This is a genomic window from Caulobacter sp. GW821-FHT10A06 (genome assembly GCF_059415805.1).
Map to the genome: position 1 here is coordinate 59,673 of NZ_JBWKNY010000008.1, position 13,501 is coordinate 73,173.

The window sequence follows — 13,501 nt, forward strand, 5'->3', positions numbered from 1 at the left end:
CGCACGCGTGTTAAGGAGACTCTTGGTTGCTTGCGGGGGATAGTCGCAACGTAGGCGAACAATCGTCGTCGTCCGGAGAGGCGAGTCTTTGGGCTGGTGGGCCGATACATTAGCGGATGAGCGACTGGACGAGGTCGCGGCCGACATTCGACGGCTCGGTCCTTCGCGCATTATTTCCGGTTGTCTGGCGGCCGGCGTCATTGGCATCGGCCTGGGCTTTCGCACCGCTTTCGCCTGGCTGCTCAGCTTCCTGGTCGCCGAAGGCTTGGCCATGCTGGCCACCCGTAATTTCGGCAAGGGACGTCCGGGCAGCCGCGCCGACCGCGCCGCCTTCATGTTCGCCGCCATTCCCGTCAACGGCAGCTGGGCCGGGCTGGCAGCCCTGCTGTGGCTGCACGGCCCCGCGCAGCTGAAGGTCGCCGCCGTCGCCATCTGGTGCGGCCAGCTGGTCTTCATGCAGCAGTATCGCCACCAGCCGCTGGCCCTGCTGGTGCTGAGCGGCGTAGCCCCGATCGTCAGCCTGATCGTCTTCCCGTTCCTGTTCATGCCCGGCTCGGACCCGGCGACCCAGGCGATGCGCTGGTCGCTGGTGCTGCTGATCGGCATCACCATCAATGTCGCCCTGCGCAACCGCGCCGCCGCCCGGCGCATGGACGAGCTGACCCGCGGCCTGCGCGACGAGCGCGAGCGCGCCCTGGAGGCCGCCCGCGCCAAGTCGACCTTCATCGCCGTCACCAGCCACGAGCTGCGCACCCCGATGAACGGCCTGCTGGGCATGGCCCACGCCCTGGAGCGCTCCAAGCTGAGCACGGCCCAGCGCCAGCAGGTCGAGCTGATGATCAAGTCGGGCGACAGCCTGATGCAGCTGCTCAACGACGTCCTGGACCTCTCCCGCGTCGAGGCCGGCAAGGTCGAGCTGGCCCCCGAGATCGTCGACCCGCGCGCCATCGTCTCGGACGTGGTCGACGCCTGGCGCGACGCGGCCGAGGCCAAGGGCCTGCAACTGTTCGCCCGCTACGACACCGAGGTCCCCGCGTGGATTCGCGCCGACCCGCTGCGCATCCGCCAGGTGCTGACCAACCTGGTCTCCAACGCCGTCAAGTTCACCGCCCAGGGTCATGTCCGTGTCTCGGTCAGCGCCGAGGACGAGATGATCCGCTTCTCGGTCTGCGACACCGGTCCCGGCGTGCCGCCCGAGGCCGCCGACCGCGTGTTCGACAGCTTCACCCAGGCCGACGAGACGATCTCGCGCGGTTATGGCGGCGCGGGTCTTGGCCTGGCCATCTCGCGCTCGCTGGCCCGGCAGCTGGGCGGCGACCTGGTGCTGCGCCCCAGCACGGGCGGCGCCTGCTTCATGCTCAGCGTCCGCGCGCCGCTGGCTTCAGCGCCCGTCGCGCCCGAGCCGGAGCCGCAGGTCGATGACGAGAGCCTGGGCCAGATCCACGTGCTGATGGCCGAGGACAACGCAGTCAACCAGCTGGTCGTGCGCACCATGCTCGAGCCGGCCGGCGTCGCCTTGACCGTGGTCGAGAACGGCCAGGAAGCGCTCGAGGCCATGACCCAGCAGCACTACGACTGCGTGCTGATGGACATCAACATGCCGGTGATGGACGGCATCACCGCCCTGGAAGCCATCCGCGCCGGCCGCGCCGGCGACCCCGCCCTGCCCGTCATCGCCCTGACCGCCTCGGCCATGGCCGGCGACCGCGAGCGGTTCCTGGGGATGGGCTTCGACGACCACCTGGGCAAGCCGGTCAAGCCGATGGACCTGATCACGGCGATCATCCGCGCGGTGAACCCGGACCCGCCGGACGAGGGGCGGCAGGCGGCTTAAGCCCTACCCCATCGTCTCCGCCAGCGCCCGGGCTTCGTCCTCGAACGCGTTGACCGTATCCACCTTGCGCCAGGTGATCTCGCCGGCGTCGCGGGTCAGCTGGCTTTCCAGCACCGCCACGTCGGCGTCCGAGGCGTCGTTGACGCGGGCGGCGACGCGTTCGCGCAGCACTTCGGGCGGGGCCTCCAGCCAGACGCCCAGGAAGCCGACGTCGCAGGTCTTGGCCAGGGCCTCGGCGCGGGCGCGCTCTTCGGGCTTCAGGAACACCGCGTCCAGCACCACCGAACGGCCGGCCTTCAGGCACAGCTCGGCGTCGGAGAACAGCTGGTCATAGACCTTGGCGCTCATCTCCGGCGTATAGGCCTCGCGCGGCAGGCGCTCCAGCGACGGCACGCCCCACAGGCGCTTGCGGATCTCGTCGGTGCGCAAAACGACCGCGCCGGGGGCCGAGCCCAGGCCGGGGGCGCAGACGCGCGAGAAGGTCGACTTGCCCGAGCCCGACAGGCCGCCGGCCGCCACCAGGCTGACCGGCTTGGGCGCCAGGTGCTCCAGGGCGGTGTTCAGATAGGCCCGCGCGGCCTCGTCGTCGCCGGTATAGGCCCAGACGTGGGTGCGCACGGCGGCGCGGACGCTCAGCATCAGCGGCAGGGCCGCCAGACCGGTCCACAGGCCTTCGCCGAAGGTGCGGGCGGCCTCGTCCAGATAGGCGTTCAGCACCCGGCCGGCGGCGTCGCGGCGACGGCGGAAGTCCAGGTCCATCAGCAGGAAGGCTAGGTCGTACTGCACGTCGATGTCCGACAGGGTGTCGTTGAACTCGATGCAGTCGAACAGGATCGGCTGACCGTTCTCGATCAGGATGTTCCCCAGGTGCAGGTCGCCGTGGCAGTGGCGGGCAAAGCCCTCCTTGGCGCGGCCGTCCAGCAGCGGACCCAAACGCTCCAGCGCGATGTCGGTCTCGGTGACCAGGCGCTCGACCGCCTGCTTGCCCAGGCGCGCGGACAGGCCGCGCAGCAGGTTGGCGTTCGAACGGATCGTGTAGCCCAGGGCCGAAACACCACCGCCTTGCGGGCGCAGGCTCGAGCCGGCGTGGAAGCGGGCCACCGTGCGGCCCAGCGAATCCTCCAGCGCGTCGTCGATCGCCCAGGGCTGAGTGGCCAAGACGCCGTTCTGGTCGAAGCGGCGCATTTCCAGCAGGTACTCGACGATCTCGCCCTCGCCATTGATCTCCAGACCGCCGTCGGCGGTGCGCGTCAGGCAACGGACCTCACGATAGATGTCGGGCGCGGCGGCGCGGTTGAAGGTCAGTTCACGCTCGAGGGCCCAGCGGCGCAGCTCCAGCGTCGAATAGTCCAGGAAACCGAAGTCGACCGGGCGCTTCACCTTGAAGGCCGAGTCGTCGATCAGGAACACCCGGGCGCACGAGGTCTCGATCGTGCTTTCGGCCCGGCCTTCGAACCAGGCGGCCACTTCCTGCTCGCGCGCGGCTTCCGCGTCCTTGATCACGCCGAAAATCCCATCTGTCCGCGCACGAATTCGGCGCCGGGGCTGCATAGCCGAAAGCCGGGCCAGAGTCCTCTAACGTCAGCCTTGCTTACCCCTCGTTTTCGCGGCTAGATTGTATCGAAGGCATCAAGTGTGAGTACTCCTATGCTGGTCGGCGCGGGTTTGAAGCGGTCGGGTCACAAGCGCGAGGAGATCCTCGGCTCAGCCAGGGCGCTCTTCCTGCGCCAGGGCTACGCCGACGCCGGCATGGAGGTGGTGGCGCGCGCGGCGGGGGTCTCGACGGCCACGCTGTACGCCTACTTCCCCAGCAAGGCGGACCTGTTCAAGGCCATCGTCATGGAGACGGTCAGCGGCATCGCCGCCCCGGTCCGCGAGGCCGTCCGCACCAAGGGCGACGCCCGCGTCCGGCTGACCGCCCTGGCCGTGGCCTATGCCACCTTCTTCTCTCGCCCCGACACCCGGGCGATGTTCCGCATCGTCACCGCCGAGCGCCGCCGGTTCGAGGACGTCGCCGAATATTTCCTGCAGAGCGCTCGCGACGAACTGGGCGGGGCGGCGATCGCGGTCATCAACGACCTGGTCCGCTCTGGCGAGCTGAAGGTCGAGAAAGCCTCGTGGGCCGCCGGCCAGTTGATGGGCATGCTGGACCACGTGACCCTGGTGCTGGGCCTGTCGGCCGGCGACGAGGTCCAGCCGCGTCGTCCGATCAAGGCCATCGCCGAGGACGCCGTCGAGACGTTCCTCGCCCGCTACGGCGTCCGATAGTCGCAAGGCCCCTGCCCCGACTTGTAGCCGCGCTTCGCATCGGCTAGTCCTGCGCCTGCATCAAGAGTTGGGCCGCGCCCAACGCCAACCTGCCTTCCCGGGCAAGGTGGCGCTCTCTCCGGAGAGGATGTGGCCGAGACGGCAATCAAACGGGTCCCAACCCAGCTCGTCCCGCGTCGATTTTGTCGAAGTCCAGGGGCGAAGCCTTGCCGATCAAGATTCCGGATTCATTGCCTGCCCGCGCCACCCTCGAAGCCGAGGGCGTGGTCGTCATGCGCGAGACCGACGCCGCCCGCCAGGACATCCGTCCGCTGCGCATCGGCCTGCTGAACCTGATGCCCGACAAGCCCAAGACCGAGACCCAGTTCGCCCGCCTCCTGGGCGCCACGCCGCTGCAGGTCGAGCTGTCCCTGATGCAGCTGGCCAGCCACACGCCGCGCAACACCCCGGCCGAACACATGGCCGCCTTCTACCGCTCGTGGGACGAGATGCGCGACCAGCGCTTCGACGGCTTCATCGTCACCGGCGCGCCGGTCGAGACCATGGCCTTCGAGGACGTCGCCTACTGGGACGAGCTGCGGCGGATCCTGGACTGGACCCAAGCCCACGTGCACAGCTGCCTGACCATCTGCTGGGGCGCGCAAGCCGCCCTGCGCCACTTCCACGGCGTCGACAAGCAGGTGCTGCCGGCCAAGCGCTCGGGCGTCTATGCCCACCACCTGGTCGAGCCGACCTCGGCCTATCTGCGCGGCTTCGCCGATGAGGTCGACATCCCGGTCTCGCGCTGGACCGAGGTCAGCCGCGAGGCCGTCGACCAGGCCCCCGGCCTGAAGGTGCTGCTGGAATCGGACGAAGCGGGCCTGTGCCTGATCGAGGACGCCCAGCGCCGCTCGCTGCACATGTTCAACCACCTGGAATATGACGGCGAGACCCTGCGCGACGAATATGTCCGCGACAGCGCCAAAGACCCGACCACGCCGCAGCCGGCCCACTACTTCCCGCGCGGCGACGCCAGCGCGACGCCCCGCAACCGCTGGCGCGGCCACGCCCACCTGCTGTTCTCCAACTGGATCAACCAGATCTACCAGACCACGCCGTTCCGCCTGGACGACATCGGCCGCCTTACTTGACCGTATAGGCGACCGAGATCTTGAAGTTCGAGCCCGCCGCCATCGCCCCGCGCGGCTTCAGCCGGACGTGGGTCACCTGGGCTTGGGTCGCCACCGTTGGCAGGAACAGCCAGCTGGAGCCGCCGTCGGACGAGAACTCGACGTCGTCGCCCAGATTGTTCGACGCCACGTAGCTGAACGCCAGGCCCGAGGCCGGGCTGCCCTCGGTGAAGACCACGGAGGCCCCGCCCGCGCCATCGCCGTCCAGGGCGATCGTGGTGTTGGCCGGGGTCGCGATCTTCAGCTCCATCGTGTTGCTGGCCAGCGCCGAGGTGTCGGGATTGGTGACCGTGACGGTGGTGCGCTGCTTGGCGCCCGGAATGGACTTGGGGTTCGTCGTGCCGTTCTTGTCGTCATAGACCACGGTCGTCGTCGTCGTGACGGTCGCCGGCCTGCCGCCGCTGATCGTCAGATTGACCGTGACGATGCTCGACTTGGTGTCCTTGTCGGTCACGCCGATGCAGCTGCCCACGGCCAGCGAACACAGGCTCCAGTCCCACAGGATGGTGAACGAGCCGGTATAGACCCCCGACTTCACCGATCCCGAGACGCTGGGCTTGATGTAGACTGGCACGCTGGTCGGCGCGAAACCGACCAGTCCCGCCAAATCGACCGACGTGCCGTTGATGTAGTAGGTGGCCGAGCCCGACAGCGGCTTGGTCCCCGCCGCGTCGGCCGATAGCACGTAGTTGATGTCCGGCGCCCCGGCCTGGCTCAGCTTGTAGCCGTTCGACGCCGTGATCGTGGCCTTCACATAGTTGCCGGAGAACGAGATCCACAGCGGGCTGCCCGTCGCGCAGCCGAAGCCGGCCCCGATGCTGGGGGTCGCGGGCGTGACGGCGTTGGGCGAATAGGTGGCCGAGCTCGTTGCCGTGGCCGTGGCCGTACAGGCCGCCGACGCGCCGGTCGCGCAGGTCAGCAGCGTGAACGCCGCCGCCAGGGAGGTGAGGATCGAGCTCAGACGCATTGGCCAAAAGCCTAGGCGCCGGCGGTTAATCGCACCTCAAGGATGTTCCGCCGCCGGACACTCAACCCATAGACTTTGGTCTAGGGAAACAGGCGCTTGGTCGTCCAGCCGGCGTCCACGCGGTCGAAGACCAGCCGTTCGTGCAGGCGGAAGGGGCGGTCGCGCCAGAATTCGATGGTGACGGGCACGATACGGTAGCCCGACCAGTGCGGCGGGCGCGGCACCTTCCCGAGGCCGAACTTCAGGCCCATCTCGGCGACGCGCTTTTCCAGGGCCAAGCGGTCGGGCAGCGGCTGCGACTGGTCGCTGGCCCAGGCGCCGATCTGGCTGGCGCGCGCGCGGCTGGCGAAATAGGCGTCGGCCTCGGCCTCGGTGGTCGGCTCGACCGTCCCGCGGATCCGCACCTGGCGGCGCAGGGACTTCCAGTGGAACAGGATGGCGGCCTTGGGGTGGGCGTTCAGCTCCTGGCCCTTGGCGCTGTGGGTGTTGGTGTAGAAGACAAAGCCACGCGGATCGAAATCCTTCAGCAGCACCATGCGCGAGTCCGGCATGCCGTCGGCGTCGACGGTCGAGACGGTCATGGCGTTGGGGTCGTTGGGCTCTTTCTTGCCCGCCTCTTCCAGCCATTCGGCGAACAGGGCGAACGGATCCTCCTCCGACAGCAGGGCCGGCGGCGTAGCCTCGGTGACCTGGCGGACATAATCGTCTTCGCTGGGCGAGGCGGGGATCAAGGTCGGGTCGGCGCTCATGCCCTTGATATAGGCCCCAGCGCCGCGAGGGGCCACACCCGGACGAACCCCTAAAGTCTTAACTTAACCCGCCGTTGACCATCCCGGCGGCAGGGTCGCGCGAATGACCGCTCGTCCGTCCGCCCTGACGCTTGCCGCCGCCCGCGCCCTCCTGGGCGTGGCCGCGGACGCGGGCGAGCGCGAACTGCGCACCGCCTATCGCGAGGCGGCCAAGCGGGCCCACCCCGACCGTCCGACCGGCGACGCGGCCCTGTTCCGCGACGTGCTGGCCGCCTATCGCCTGCTGCAGGACCATCCTTATCAGCCGGCTGCCTTCCCGCCGGCCGTGACCAGCGCCCCGCCGATCGTCGACCGGGTCTATCTGGACATCGACATCGCCACGGCCGTCGCCGGCGGCGCCGAGGACCTGGCCATCGACAGCCGTCATCTGCGCCTGAAACTGCCCGCCGGCCTGCGCGAAGGCGACAAGGTCCGGGTCGAGGGCGTGATGTTCGAGGTGCGCTATCGCGCTCAGGACGGCGCCCTGGTGCGCGGCGACGACCTGTGGCTGACCGGCAAGGTCGATCCGCGCGTCCTGGCCGAGGGCGGCCGCGTCGACGCCGACACCCCGCTGGGCCGCCGCCCGGCCTGGATCTCGACCAAGGCCGCTGAACGCGGCCTGGTCCGCCTGCCTAATCAGGGTTTGCCGGCGCGGGCTCAGCATAAGGCGGGGGATCTGTTCCTGCGGCTGGAAGCCGCCGAAGCTGGCGCCGAGAGCCCGGCGCGGTCGCTGCTGAAGCGCTTCGCGGCGGCCTGGGCGGCTTAAATTTTCAGATCCTCCCCCTAGCGGGGGAGGTGTCGCCGTAGGCGACGGAGGGGGAAGAAGCGGGCTATCCGGCTACTTCCCCCTCCGGCCTTCGGCCGCCTCCCCCACGGGCGGAGGATCTCGCAATTTACATCGCGCACGATCTTTTTTCACGAACGACACTTGAACATCAATCGCGCACGATCAAATACCCCTGCATCGAACTCAAGCAAGGGAACTCCTCCAATGACCAGCCTCTACACCACCCGCGCCACCGTTGTCGGCGGCCGTGACGGCCACGCGCGCAGCGAAGACGGCCTGCTGGACGTGCAGCTGTCGATGCCCAAGGCCCTGGGCGGCAAGGAAACCGGGACGAACCCTGAGCAGCTGTTCGCGGCCGGCTATGCCGCCTGCTTCCAGAGCGCCATGGCCCACGTCGCCCGCACCCAGAAGATCGCCCTCACCGGCTCGACCGTGACCGGCCAGGTCGGCCTCGCCACGCAAGAAGTCGGCTTCAAGCTGGAAGTCGCCCTCGAAGTCGAGACCCAAGGCTTGAGCCAGGCTGACGCCGAAGCCCTCGTCGCCACCGCGCACCAGGTTTGTCCGTACTCGAACGCAACCCGCGGTAACGTGGACGTGGCTATTACCGTCAAGGCGGCTTAATCGTACACGATGAACAAGAAACCGACGCCGTCCGACCGTCCCGTAGAGTCCCTGCGCCTGGACAATCAGTTGTGCTTCGCCCTGTACGGCGCGGCCAATCGGATGACGCGGCTTTATCGACCCATGCTGGACGCGATGGGCATCACCTATCCGCAGTACCTGGCCATGCTGGTGCTGTGGGAGAAGAGCCCGCAGACGGTCGGGGCCCTGGGCGACGCCCTGGACCTCGACTCCAGCACCCTGACCCCGCTGCTCAAGCGCCTGGAAGCCGGTGGCCTCGTCGCACGCCACCGCGACCCGGAAGACGAGCGGCGGGTGATCGTGGGCCTGACCGACAAGGGCCGCGCCCTGCGGGATCAGGCCGAAGCCATCCCGGAACAGATGATCTGCGCGCTGGACATGCCCATGGACCTCATCGAGACCATGCGCGAGCGGCTGAAGGTTCTGGCTAGGTAATCAGACTTGCTGGCGCGGCGACTGCGCGGCCTGCTGGCGGGCGCGGTGCGCGGCGTGGTCGGCGTCGCTGGTCTGGCGCAGGGCCCGCAGGTCCTCGCTGATCCGGAAGATGGCGACATAGAACTCGCAGAAGGCGCGCCACAGCAGCACCAGGGCGCCGGCGACCAGCAGGCCGGCGATCAGCACCGGGAAGGCCAGTAGCAGCGAGCCCAGGCCCGGCTCCTTCAGCGCCAGGCCGACGGCGGCGCCGACGACCGAGAAGCCGAACAGGGCCACGACCCCCAGGCCAGCCCAATAGATGAAGTGAATCACTGGCCCGGTGACCAGGCGGTCAAAGGTCAGCAGATCCCACATCAGGGAGCCGGAACGCTTAGTCTTATTGGCCGGAGGCATACGGAACCCCAAGTCGGCGATTAACGCCTCTTTGAAGGCCATCGCTACCAGTGACGAGCCCGCTCGGCAATGCCGAGCGGGCTCGCGGTTGTATCAGTCCGGTTAGGGACCGTTATTGCTGCGGCTTGGCGCCCGCGACGGTGGCGTCGATCTGGGCCTTGGTGGCCGTGGTCGAGACGCTGCCGTCAGCGCCCGCGCTCAGGCTGTTGCCCGGCAGGGCGAACTTCACGCCGCCATTGGTGACGATGACGTTGGTCGAGCCGTCGGCGCCGGTGCTGGTGCCGGTGATCTGGCCGACCGAGACGCCGCCGGCGTCCTTCACGGCCGAACCGACCTTGAAGCTGGCCACGGTGGCCGAGCTGGGCGTGGCGGCCGCGTCAGCCGGGCTGGCCGAAGGCGTTGTGGTGCTCTGGGTGGTGGTCGAGCCGGCCGGCGTGGTCGTGGTCGTCGTCGACTGAGTCGGGGCGGCCGTGGTCGGCGACGTCGGCGCGGCCGGATCCGGCGCGGTCGTCGTGGTCGTCGTGCTTTGGGCCGGCGCCGTGCTGGTCGCCGGCGAGGTCGTGGTTTGGCTGGTGGTGGTGCTCTGGGCGAAAGCGGCGCCAGCGAACGTCAGGGTCGCGGCGGCGGCGAGCAGGGCGAGCTTGTTGGTCATGTCTTTACTCTCCGTCGGGAGCCCCTCCCGGCCAAAACAACGTCACCTTGTCGTGACGGTTCCGTCGGAAAGTCGACGTGAGGGTGAGGACTACGCGCTCCGCGCGACCAGAAGCGCCGAAATATAGGCCTCCATCAGCCGCACCAGTTCGTCCTCCAGCGCCTGCGGATCCAGGGCCAGGTCGCTCTCGATCGTGGCCGCGCGCAGCAGGCCGACCACCGCGTGAGTCAGGACGAAACCGGCCTCGGGCGACAGGTCGAACCCTAGCGCCGCCTTGCCGGCGATCATGTCGAAGAAGGTGACGTGGTTGCGCATGACCACGTCATCGCCGCCCTCGGCCGTCAGGGCGTCCAGCAGGGCGCGGCGGGTGGCGGGCGCGCCTTCGAAGGCCGTGGCCAGGGTGCGGACGATCAGGCGAACCGTGCCCAGTTCCGGCCCGGCGATGACGATCTCGGCGATGCGGTCGCGGGCCGCCGCCGCCCGGCGCTGGGCCAGGCCCGCCAGGATCGCCTGCTTGCCGCCGAAGTACTGATAGAGCGTGCCGACGCTGACCCCCGCCCGCTCGGCGATGTGGTTGGTGGTCAGGGCGTCGATCCCGTCGGCTTCCAAAAGTTGAAAGGCCGCCTCCAGAATCGCGTCCACGGTCGCCTCGGACCGCGGCTGGCGCGGCGTTCGCCTCGTCTTTTCAATCACTTGCGGCATGGCCTCCTGGATGCGGGGCAAGGCGAGTAGCGCGGGGGCGTCAGGGGCCTAACCTAGAACCCGAGACAGGGATCCGTCACGGCTCCCGCTAGGAAAGGATGACATGACCCCGCTGGAAAAGGTCCGGGCCAAGGTCGCCTCGCAGAAGACCGCCCTGCCCGCGCTGTATGGCGACGTCGATTTCGACGCCACGCCCGAGCGCTTCACCGACGATCCCAAGGCCAGCGTCGCGCCCCGCCTGCGCGACCTTGATCCCGACAAGGTCGCCCTGATCAAGGCCTACACCCTGCTGGGCGACGTGGTGGCCGACGCCTATGCGGCCCTGATGCCGAAGTACGGCTTCCGACCGCTGATCCAGATGCTGACCAAGGCCTGCGACGACGGGATCGCGGCCGTGCCCGACGCCCCACCGGAGCTGGCCGCTTTCATCGCCGACATGGAAGCCGCGCCCGACTGGCTGGACATGGACCTGGTCCGCGAAGGCCAGCGCCTGGACCGCAACGCCGCCGCCAATCTGGGCCCCTTCGCGATCCGGGGCGCGTTCATCGCCACCTTCATGAACAAGTACGCCGCCCTGCCGATGGCCCTGACCGGGACCCTGTCCAGCGACACGGCCGCCCGACGGGTCAACGAGACGGCGACCTTCTTCACCACCACCTTGCTGCCCGGCTCGCTGGAGCGCCACGGGGCGGGCTTCCGCGCAGCGGCCATGGTGCGGCTGATGCACTCGATGGTGCGGTTCAACGCCCTGAAGCGCTCGGACCGCTGGGACGTGGGCGTCTACGGCATCCCGATCCCGCAGGTCGACCAGATGCCTGCCGGCCTGATCCCGATCTTCCTGATGAGCTACAAGATCGTCGGCCAGGGCCGGAAGACCTTCACCGCCGACGAGCGCGCCCGGGTCGAGCTGGCCCGCTATCGCTGCTTCCTGCTGGGCCTACCCGAGGACCTCTTGGCCGACACCCCGCAGGGCGTGGTCGACACCATGAACGCCCGCAGCGGCACCCTGCGCGCCGGCTTCGACGACGCCACCTGCGGCGAGCTGGTCCGCGCCACGCTGAACGCCTACCTGCCGCCCGACGAACGCCCGGAGAACAAGCTGTTCGACAAGGTCGAGCGGCGGTTCTCCAAGGTGTTCTTCCTGCGCAACTTCATGAACGGCGACGTCTCCGCCGCCCGCCGCATGGGCGTCGAGATCGGCCCGCGCGACTTCATGATGTTCGGCTTGGTGGCCCTGCTGGTGACCAGCCAGCTGATGGCCTACCGCCTGGCGCGCAATGTCCCGGGCGTGGCCGATCTGGCCGACGCCCACCTGGTCGCCAAGCTGAAGAAGCAGCTGGCGCGGTACGGCCACGCGGAGTTCACCTCCGACGCGGAGAAGTACCGCCCGGCTGGCAAACCCGTAGCCGCCTAGAAGTCCAGCTCCATCCGCGCCCCGGCGACCTTGGCGGTGTAGTCACGGTCGCCGTTGGGCAGCGGCGTGGCGTCCGTATAGCTCAAGACCCCGCCGTTGAGGTTGAAGCGCAGATATTCGACCGGCTGCCAGATCAGCGCCGCCAGCCAGGCGTTCTGCGTGCCGCCGACGATGCTGCGGTCGTTCAAGTCCAGATAGTCGTAGCGGACATTGACCTGCAGCGTCCCCAGACCGCCGCCGCCCAGCGGTTTCCTGGGCTTGGCGCGATCGAAGATGCCGCTCTTGTAGCCGCGCGTGTCGTCGGTGAGGTAGTAGCCCAGCTCGGCATAGCCGCCGAAGAACCGTGCGTCCGGCCCGGTCTTCAGTTGCGCGTCCAGCCAGTGGGTCTCGGCCGCCCCGTGCCAGCGGCCGCGCACGAACGCCGCCTCCAGGCCGTAGTGGATCTCTTCGCGCACCGGCAAGGCGGCCGTGCCAATCAGCCGGCTGTTGCTGGTGTGGACATAGGGCCGCTGGCGATAGCGGGTGGCGGTGTCGGACACCCGCTTCAGCTGCCGCTGGTGGGCCGAACCGCCGAAGTGCCACTGGGTCTTGCCGATCTTGGGCGCATAGACCACCCGTCCGTCCAGGCCGTAGCTGTTGTTCTCGTCGCCGCCCGCCGGGCCGTCGCTGGCGTTGGCCAGGGCGGTGATGTCGTCGGCGAACAGGCCCGCCTGAACCAGCCACGGCCCCTTCTCGTACTGGGCCGACAGCCCCAGCCGCCGCTCGAAATTGAAGGCGTCGGTGAAGGCCGCCCGCTCCATCAGCGCGCCGGAGGTGTCGCCGGTCAGTTCGTCCAGCGACTGGAACTGGTTCTGGTTGCCCAGCGCCAGCAGCCAGGGCCCGGCCTTGTAGGTGACGAAGGTGTCGACCAGGTCGACGGCGTTGTCCGACAGCTCAAGCTCCAGCTTGTAGCCGATGCCCGCGCCTAAGCTGCCCTCCCCGCCCAGGCGGATCCGGCGCATCTCGGCGGCATAACCCAGGCCCCGGTCGGCCAGGGCCTTTGGCGCGTCGACATACCCCACGTCGGTCTGGATCCGTCCCTTGGCCTTGAAGCTGCGCCCGCCGCTGGCGGAGATCACCGGCGAGCCCTTCCAGGTGATCTCGGCGCTGACGGGCTTGGCGGGAACCGGTGCGGGGACCGCCGCCGTCGGCGCGGTGCGCTGGATCCCGCTGGCCGCGTCCAGGCGGCTCTCCATGCGCTGCACCTGCGCCTTCAGCCCCGCGATCTCGGCGCGCAGGGCGGCGATCTCTTCGGGGCTCAGCGTATCTTGCGCGAAAACAGGCGACGACAGCAGGCAGGCGCCCGCCGCGCTAAGCGCGACGAGGGACGTAAACTTGGGATGCAAAACAGCACCATGGAAAAGAGCAACCTGCCCGTTCCTAATGCCACACCTTGGTGAAGATTTGCGAC

General features: G+C 68.7%; 14 protein-coding genes, 1 pseudogene and 1 riboswitch. Of the genes and pseudogenes, 7 read left to right on the forward strand and 8 right to left on the reverse strand.

Annotated features, from left to right (window positions below):
• Positions 1-88: 88 nt before the first annotated feature.
• Positions 89-1,834: a hybrid sensor histidine kinase/response regulator gene (locus AC07NF_RS22895; protein WP_494632909.1), complete on the forward strand. Its 1,746-nt coding sequence runs from the start codon at positions 89-91 to the stop codon at positions 1,832-1,834.
• A 3-nt stretch (positions 1,835-1,837) separates the two neighbouring features.
• Here AC07NF_RS22895 and AC07NF_RS22900 read toward each other — a convergent pair whose 3' ends face one another.
• On the reverse strand, positions 1,838-3,337 hold the full coding sequence (locus AC07NF_RS22900; RefSeq protein ID WP_494632912.1) for a bifunctional aminoglycoside phosphotransferase/ATP-binding protein: 1,500 nt from the start codon (positions 3,335-3,337) through the stop codon (positions 1,838-1,840).
• Between the two features lie 144 nt (positions 3,338-3,481).
• On the opposite strand from AC07NF_RS22900, the gene AC07NF_RS22905 reads away from it, so the two are divergent.
• Both AC07NF_RS22905 and AC07NF_RS22910 read left to right on the forward strand, forming a co-directional pair.
• Positions 3,482-4,102, forward strand: coding sequence for a TetR/AcrR family transcriptional regulator (locus AC07NF_RS22905; RefSeq protein ID WP_492813553.1), 621 nt, complete (start codon positions 3,482-3,484; stop codon positions 4,100-4,102).
• A 52-nt stretch (positions 4,103-4,154) separates the two neighbouring features.
• Positions 4,155-4,261: riboswitch (SAM-I-IV-variant riboswitch) on the forward strand.
• A gap of 47 nt (positions 4,262-4,308) precedes the next feature.
• Complete coding sequence (locus AC07NF_RS22910) at positions 4,309-5,232, forward strand: homoserine O-succinyltransferase (protein WP_494632914.1); 924 nt, start codon at positions 4,309-4,311, stop codon at positions 5,230-5,232.
• On the opposite strand, the gene AC07NF_RS22915 is transcribed toward AC07NF_RS22910, so the two are convergent.
• Positions 5,225-6,238 (reverse strand): hypothetical protein, encoded by a 1,014-nt coding sequence (locus tag AC07NF_RS22915; protein WP_494632917.1) that lies wholly within the window; start codon positions 6,236-6,238, stop codon positions 5,225-5,227. The genes AC07NF_RS22910 and AC07NF_RS22915 overlap by 8 nt on opposite strands.
• Positions 6,239-6,318: 80 nt before the next feature.
• The gene (gene pdxH, locus AC07NF_RS22920) at positions 6,319-6,987 is read right to left on the reverse strand and encodes a pyridoxamine 5'-phosphate oxidase (RefSeq protein ID WP_494633260.1); all 669 of its coding nucleotides are present in this window, start codon (positions 6,985-6,987) and stop codon (positions 6,319-6,321) included.
• 103 nt (positions 6,988-7,090) lie between these two features.
• On the opposite strand from pdxH, the gene AC07NF_RS22925 reads away from it, so the two are divergent.
• Positions 7,091-7,792, forward strand: coding sequence for a DnaJ domain-containing protein (locus AC07NF_RS22925; RefSeq protein ID WP_494632920.1), 702 nt, complete (start codon positions 7,091-7,093; stop codon positions 7,790-7,792).
• Between the two features lie 7 nt (positions 7,793-7,799).
• Here the strand turns inward: AC07NF_RS22925 and AC07NF_RS22930 are convergent.
• Positions 7,800-7,896 (reverse strand): annotated as a pseudogene (locus tag AC07NF_RS22930) (hypothetical protein); the annotation flags it as partial.
• Positions 7,897-8,017: 121 nt separating this feature from the next.
• On the opposite strand from AC07NF_RS22930, the gene AC07NF_RS22935 reads away from it, so the two are divergent.
• Both AC07NF_RS22935 and AC07NF_RS22940 read left to right on the forward strand, forming a co-directional pair.
• The gene (locus tag AC07NF_RS22935; protein ID WP_494632922.1) at positions 8,018-8,434 is read left to right on the forward strand and encodes an organic hydroperoxide resistance protein; all 417 of its coding nucleotides are present in this window, start codon (positions 8,018-8,020) and stop codon (positions 8,432-8,434) included.
• Between the two features lie 9 nt (positions 8,435-8,443).
• On the forward strand, positions 8,444-8,890 hold the full coding sequence (locus tag AC07NF_RS22940; protein ID WP_494632925.1) for a MarR family winged helix-turn-helix transcriptional regulator: 447 nt from the start codon (positions 8,444-8,446) through the stop codon (positions 8,888-8,890).
• On the opposite strand, the gene AC07NF_RS22945 is transcribed toward AC07NF_RS22940, so the two are convergent.
• From AC07NF_RS22945 to AC07NF_RS22955, 3 genes are all read right to left on the reverse strand, one after another.
• Positions 8,891-9,295 (reverse strand): DUF4282 domain-containing protein, encoded by a 405-nt coding sequence (locus AC07NF_RS22945; RefSeq protein ID WP_454717560.1) that lies wholly within the window; start codon positions 9,293-9,295, stop codon positions 8,891-8,893.
• 100 nt (positions 9,296-9,395) lie between these two features.
• Complete coding sequence (locus AC07NF_RS22950; protein WP_492813115.1) at positions 9,396-9,935, reverse strand: hypothetical protein; 540 nt, start codon at positions 9,933-9,935, stop codon at positions 9,396-9,398.
• A 90-nt stretch (positions 9,936-10,025) separates the two neighbouring features.
• On the reverse strand, positions 10,026-10,628 hold the full coding sequence (locus tag AC07NF_RS22955) for a TetR/AcrR family transcriptional regulator (protein WP_494633261.1): 603 nt from the start codon (positions 10,626-10,628) through the stop codon (positions 10,026-10,028).
• Between the two features lie 112 nt (positions 10,629-10,740).
• Between AC07NF_RS22955 and AC07NF_RS22960 the strand changes: the two genes are divergently transcribed.
• On the forward strand, positions 10,741-12,051 hold the full coding sequence (locus AC07NF_RS22960) for an oxygenase MpaB family protein (protein ID WP_494632930.1): 1,311 nt from the start codon (positions 10,741-10,743) through the stop codon (positions 12,049-12,051).
• Here AC07NF_RS22960 and AC07NF_RS22965 read toward each other — a convergent pair.
• Entirely contained in the window at positions 12,048-13,436 is a 1,389-nt protein-coding gene (locus AC07NF_RS22965; RefSeq protein WP_494632934.1) for an OprO/OprP family phosphate-selective porin, read from the reverse strand. The genes AC07NF_RS22960 and AC07NF_RS22965 overlap by 4 nt on opposite strands.
• Positions 13,437-13,501 lie beyond the last annotated feature (65 nt).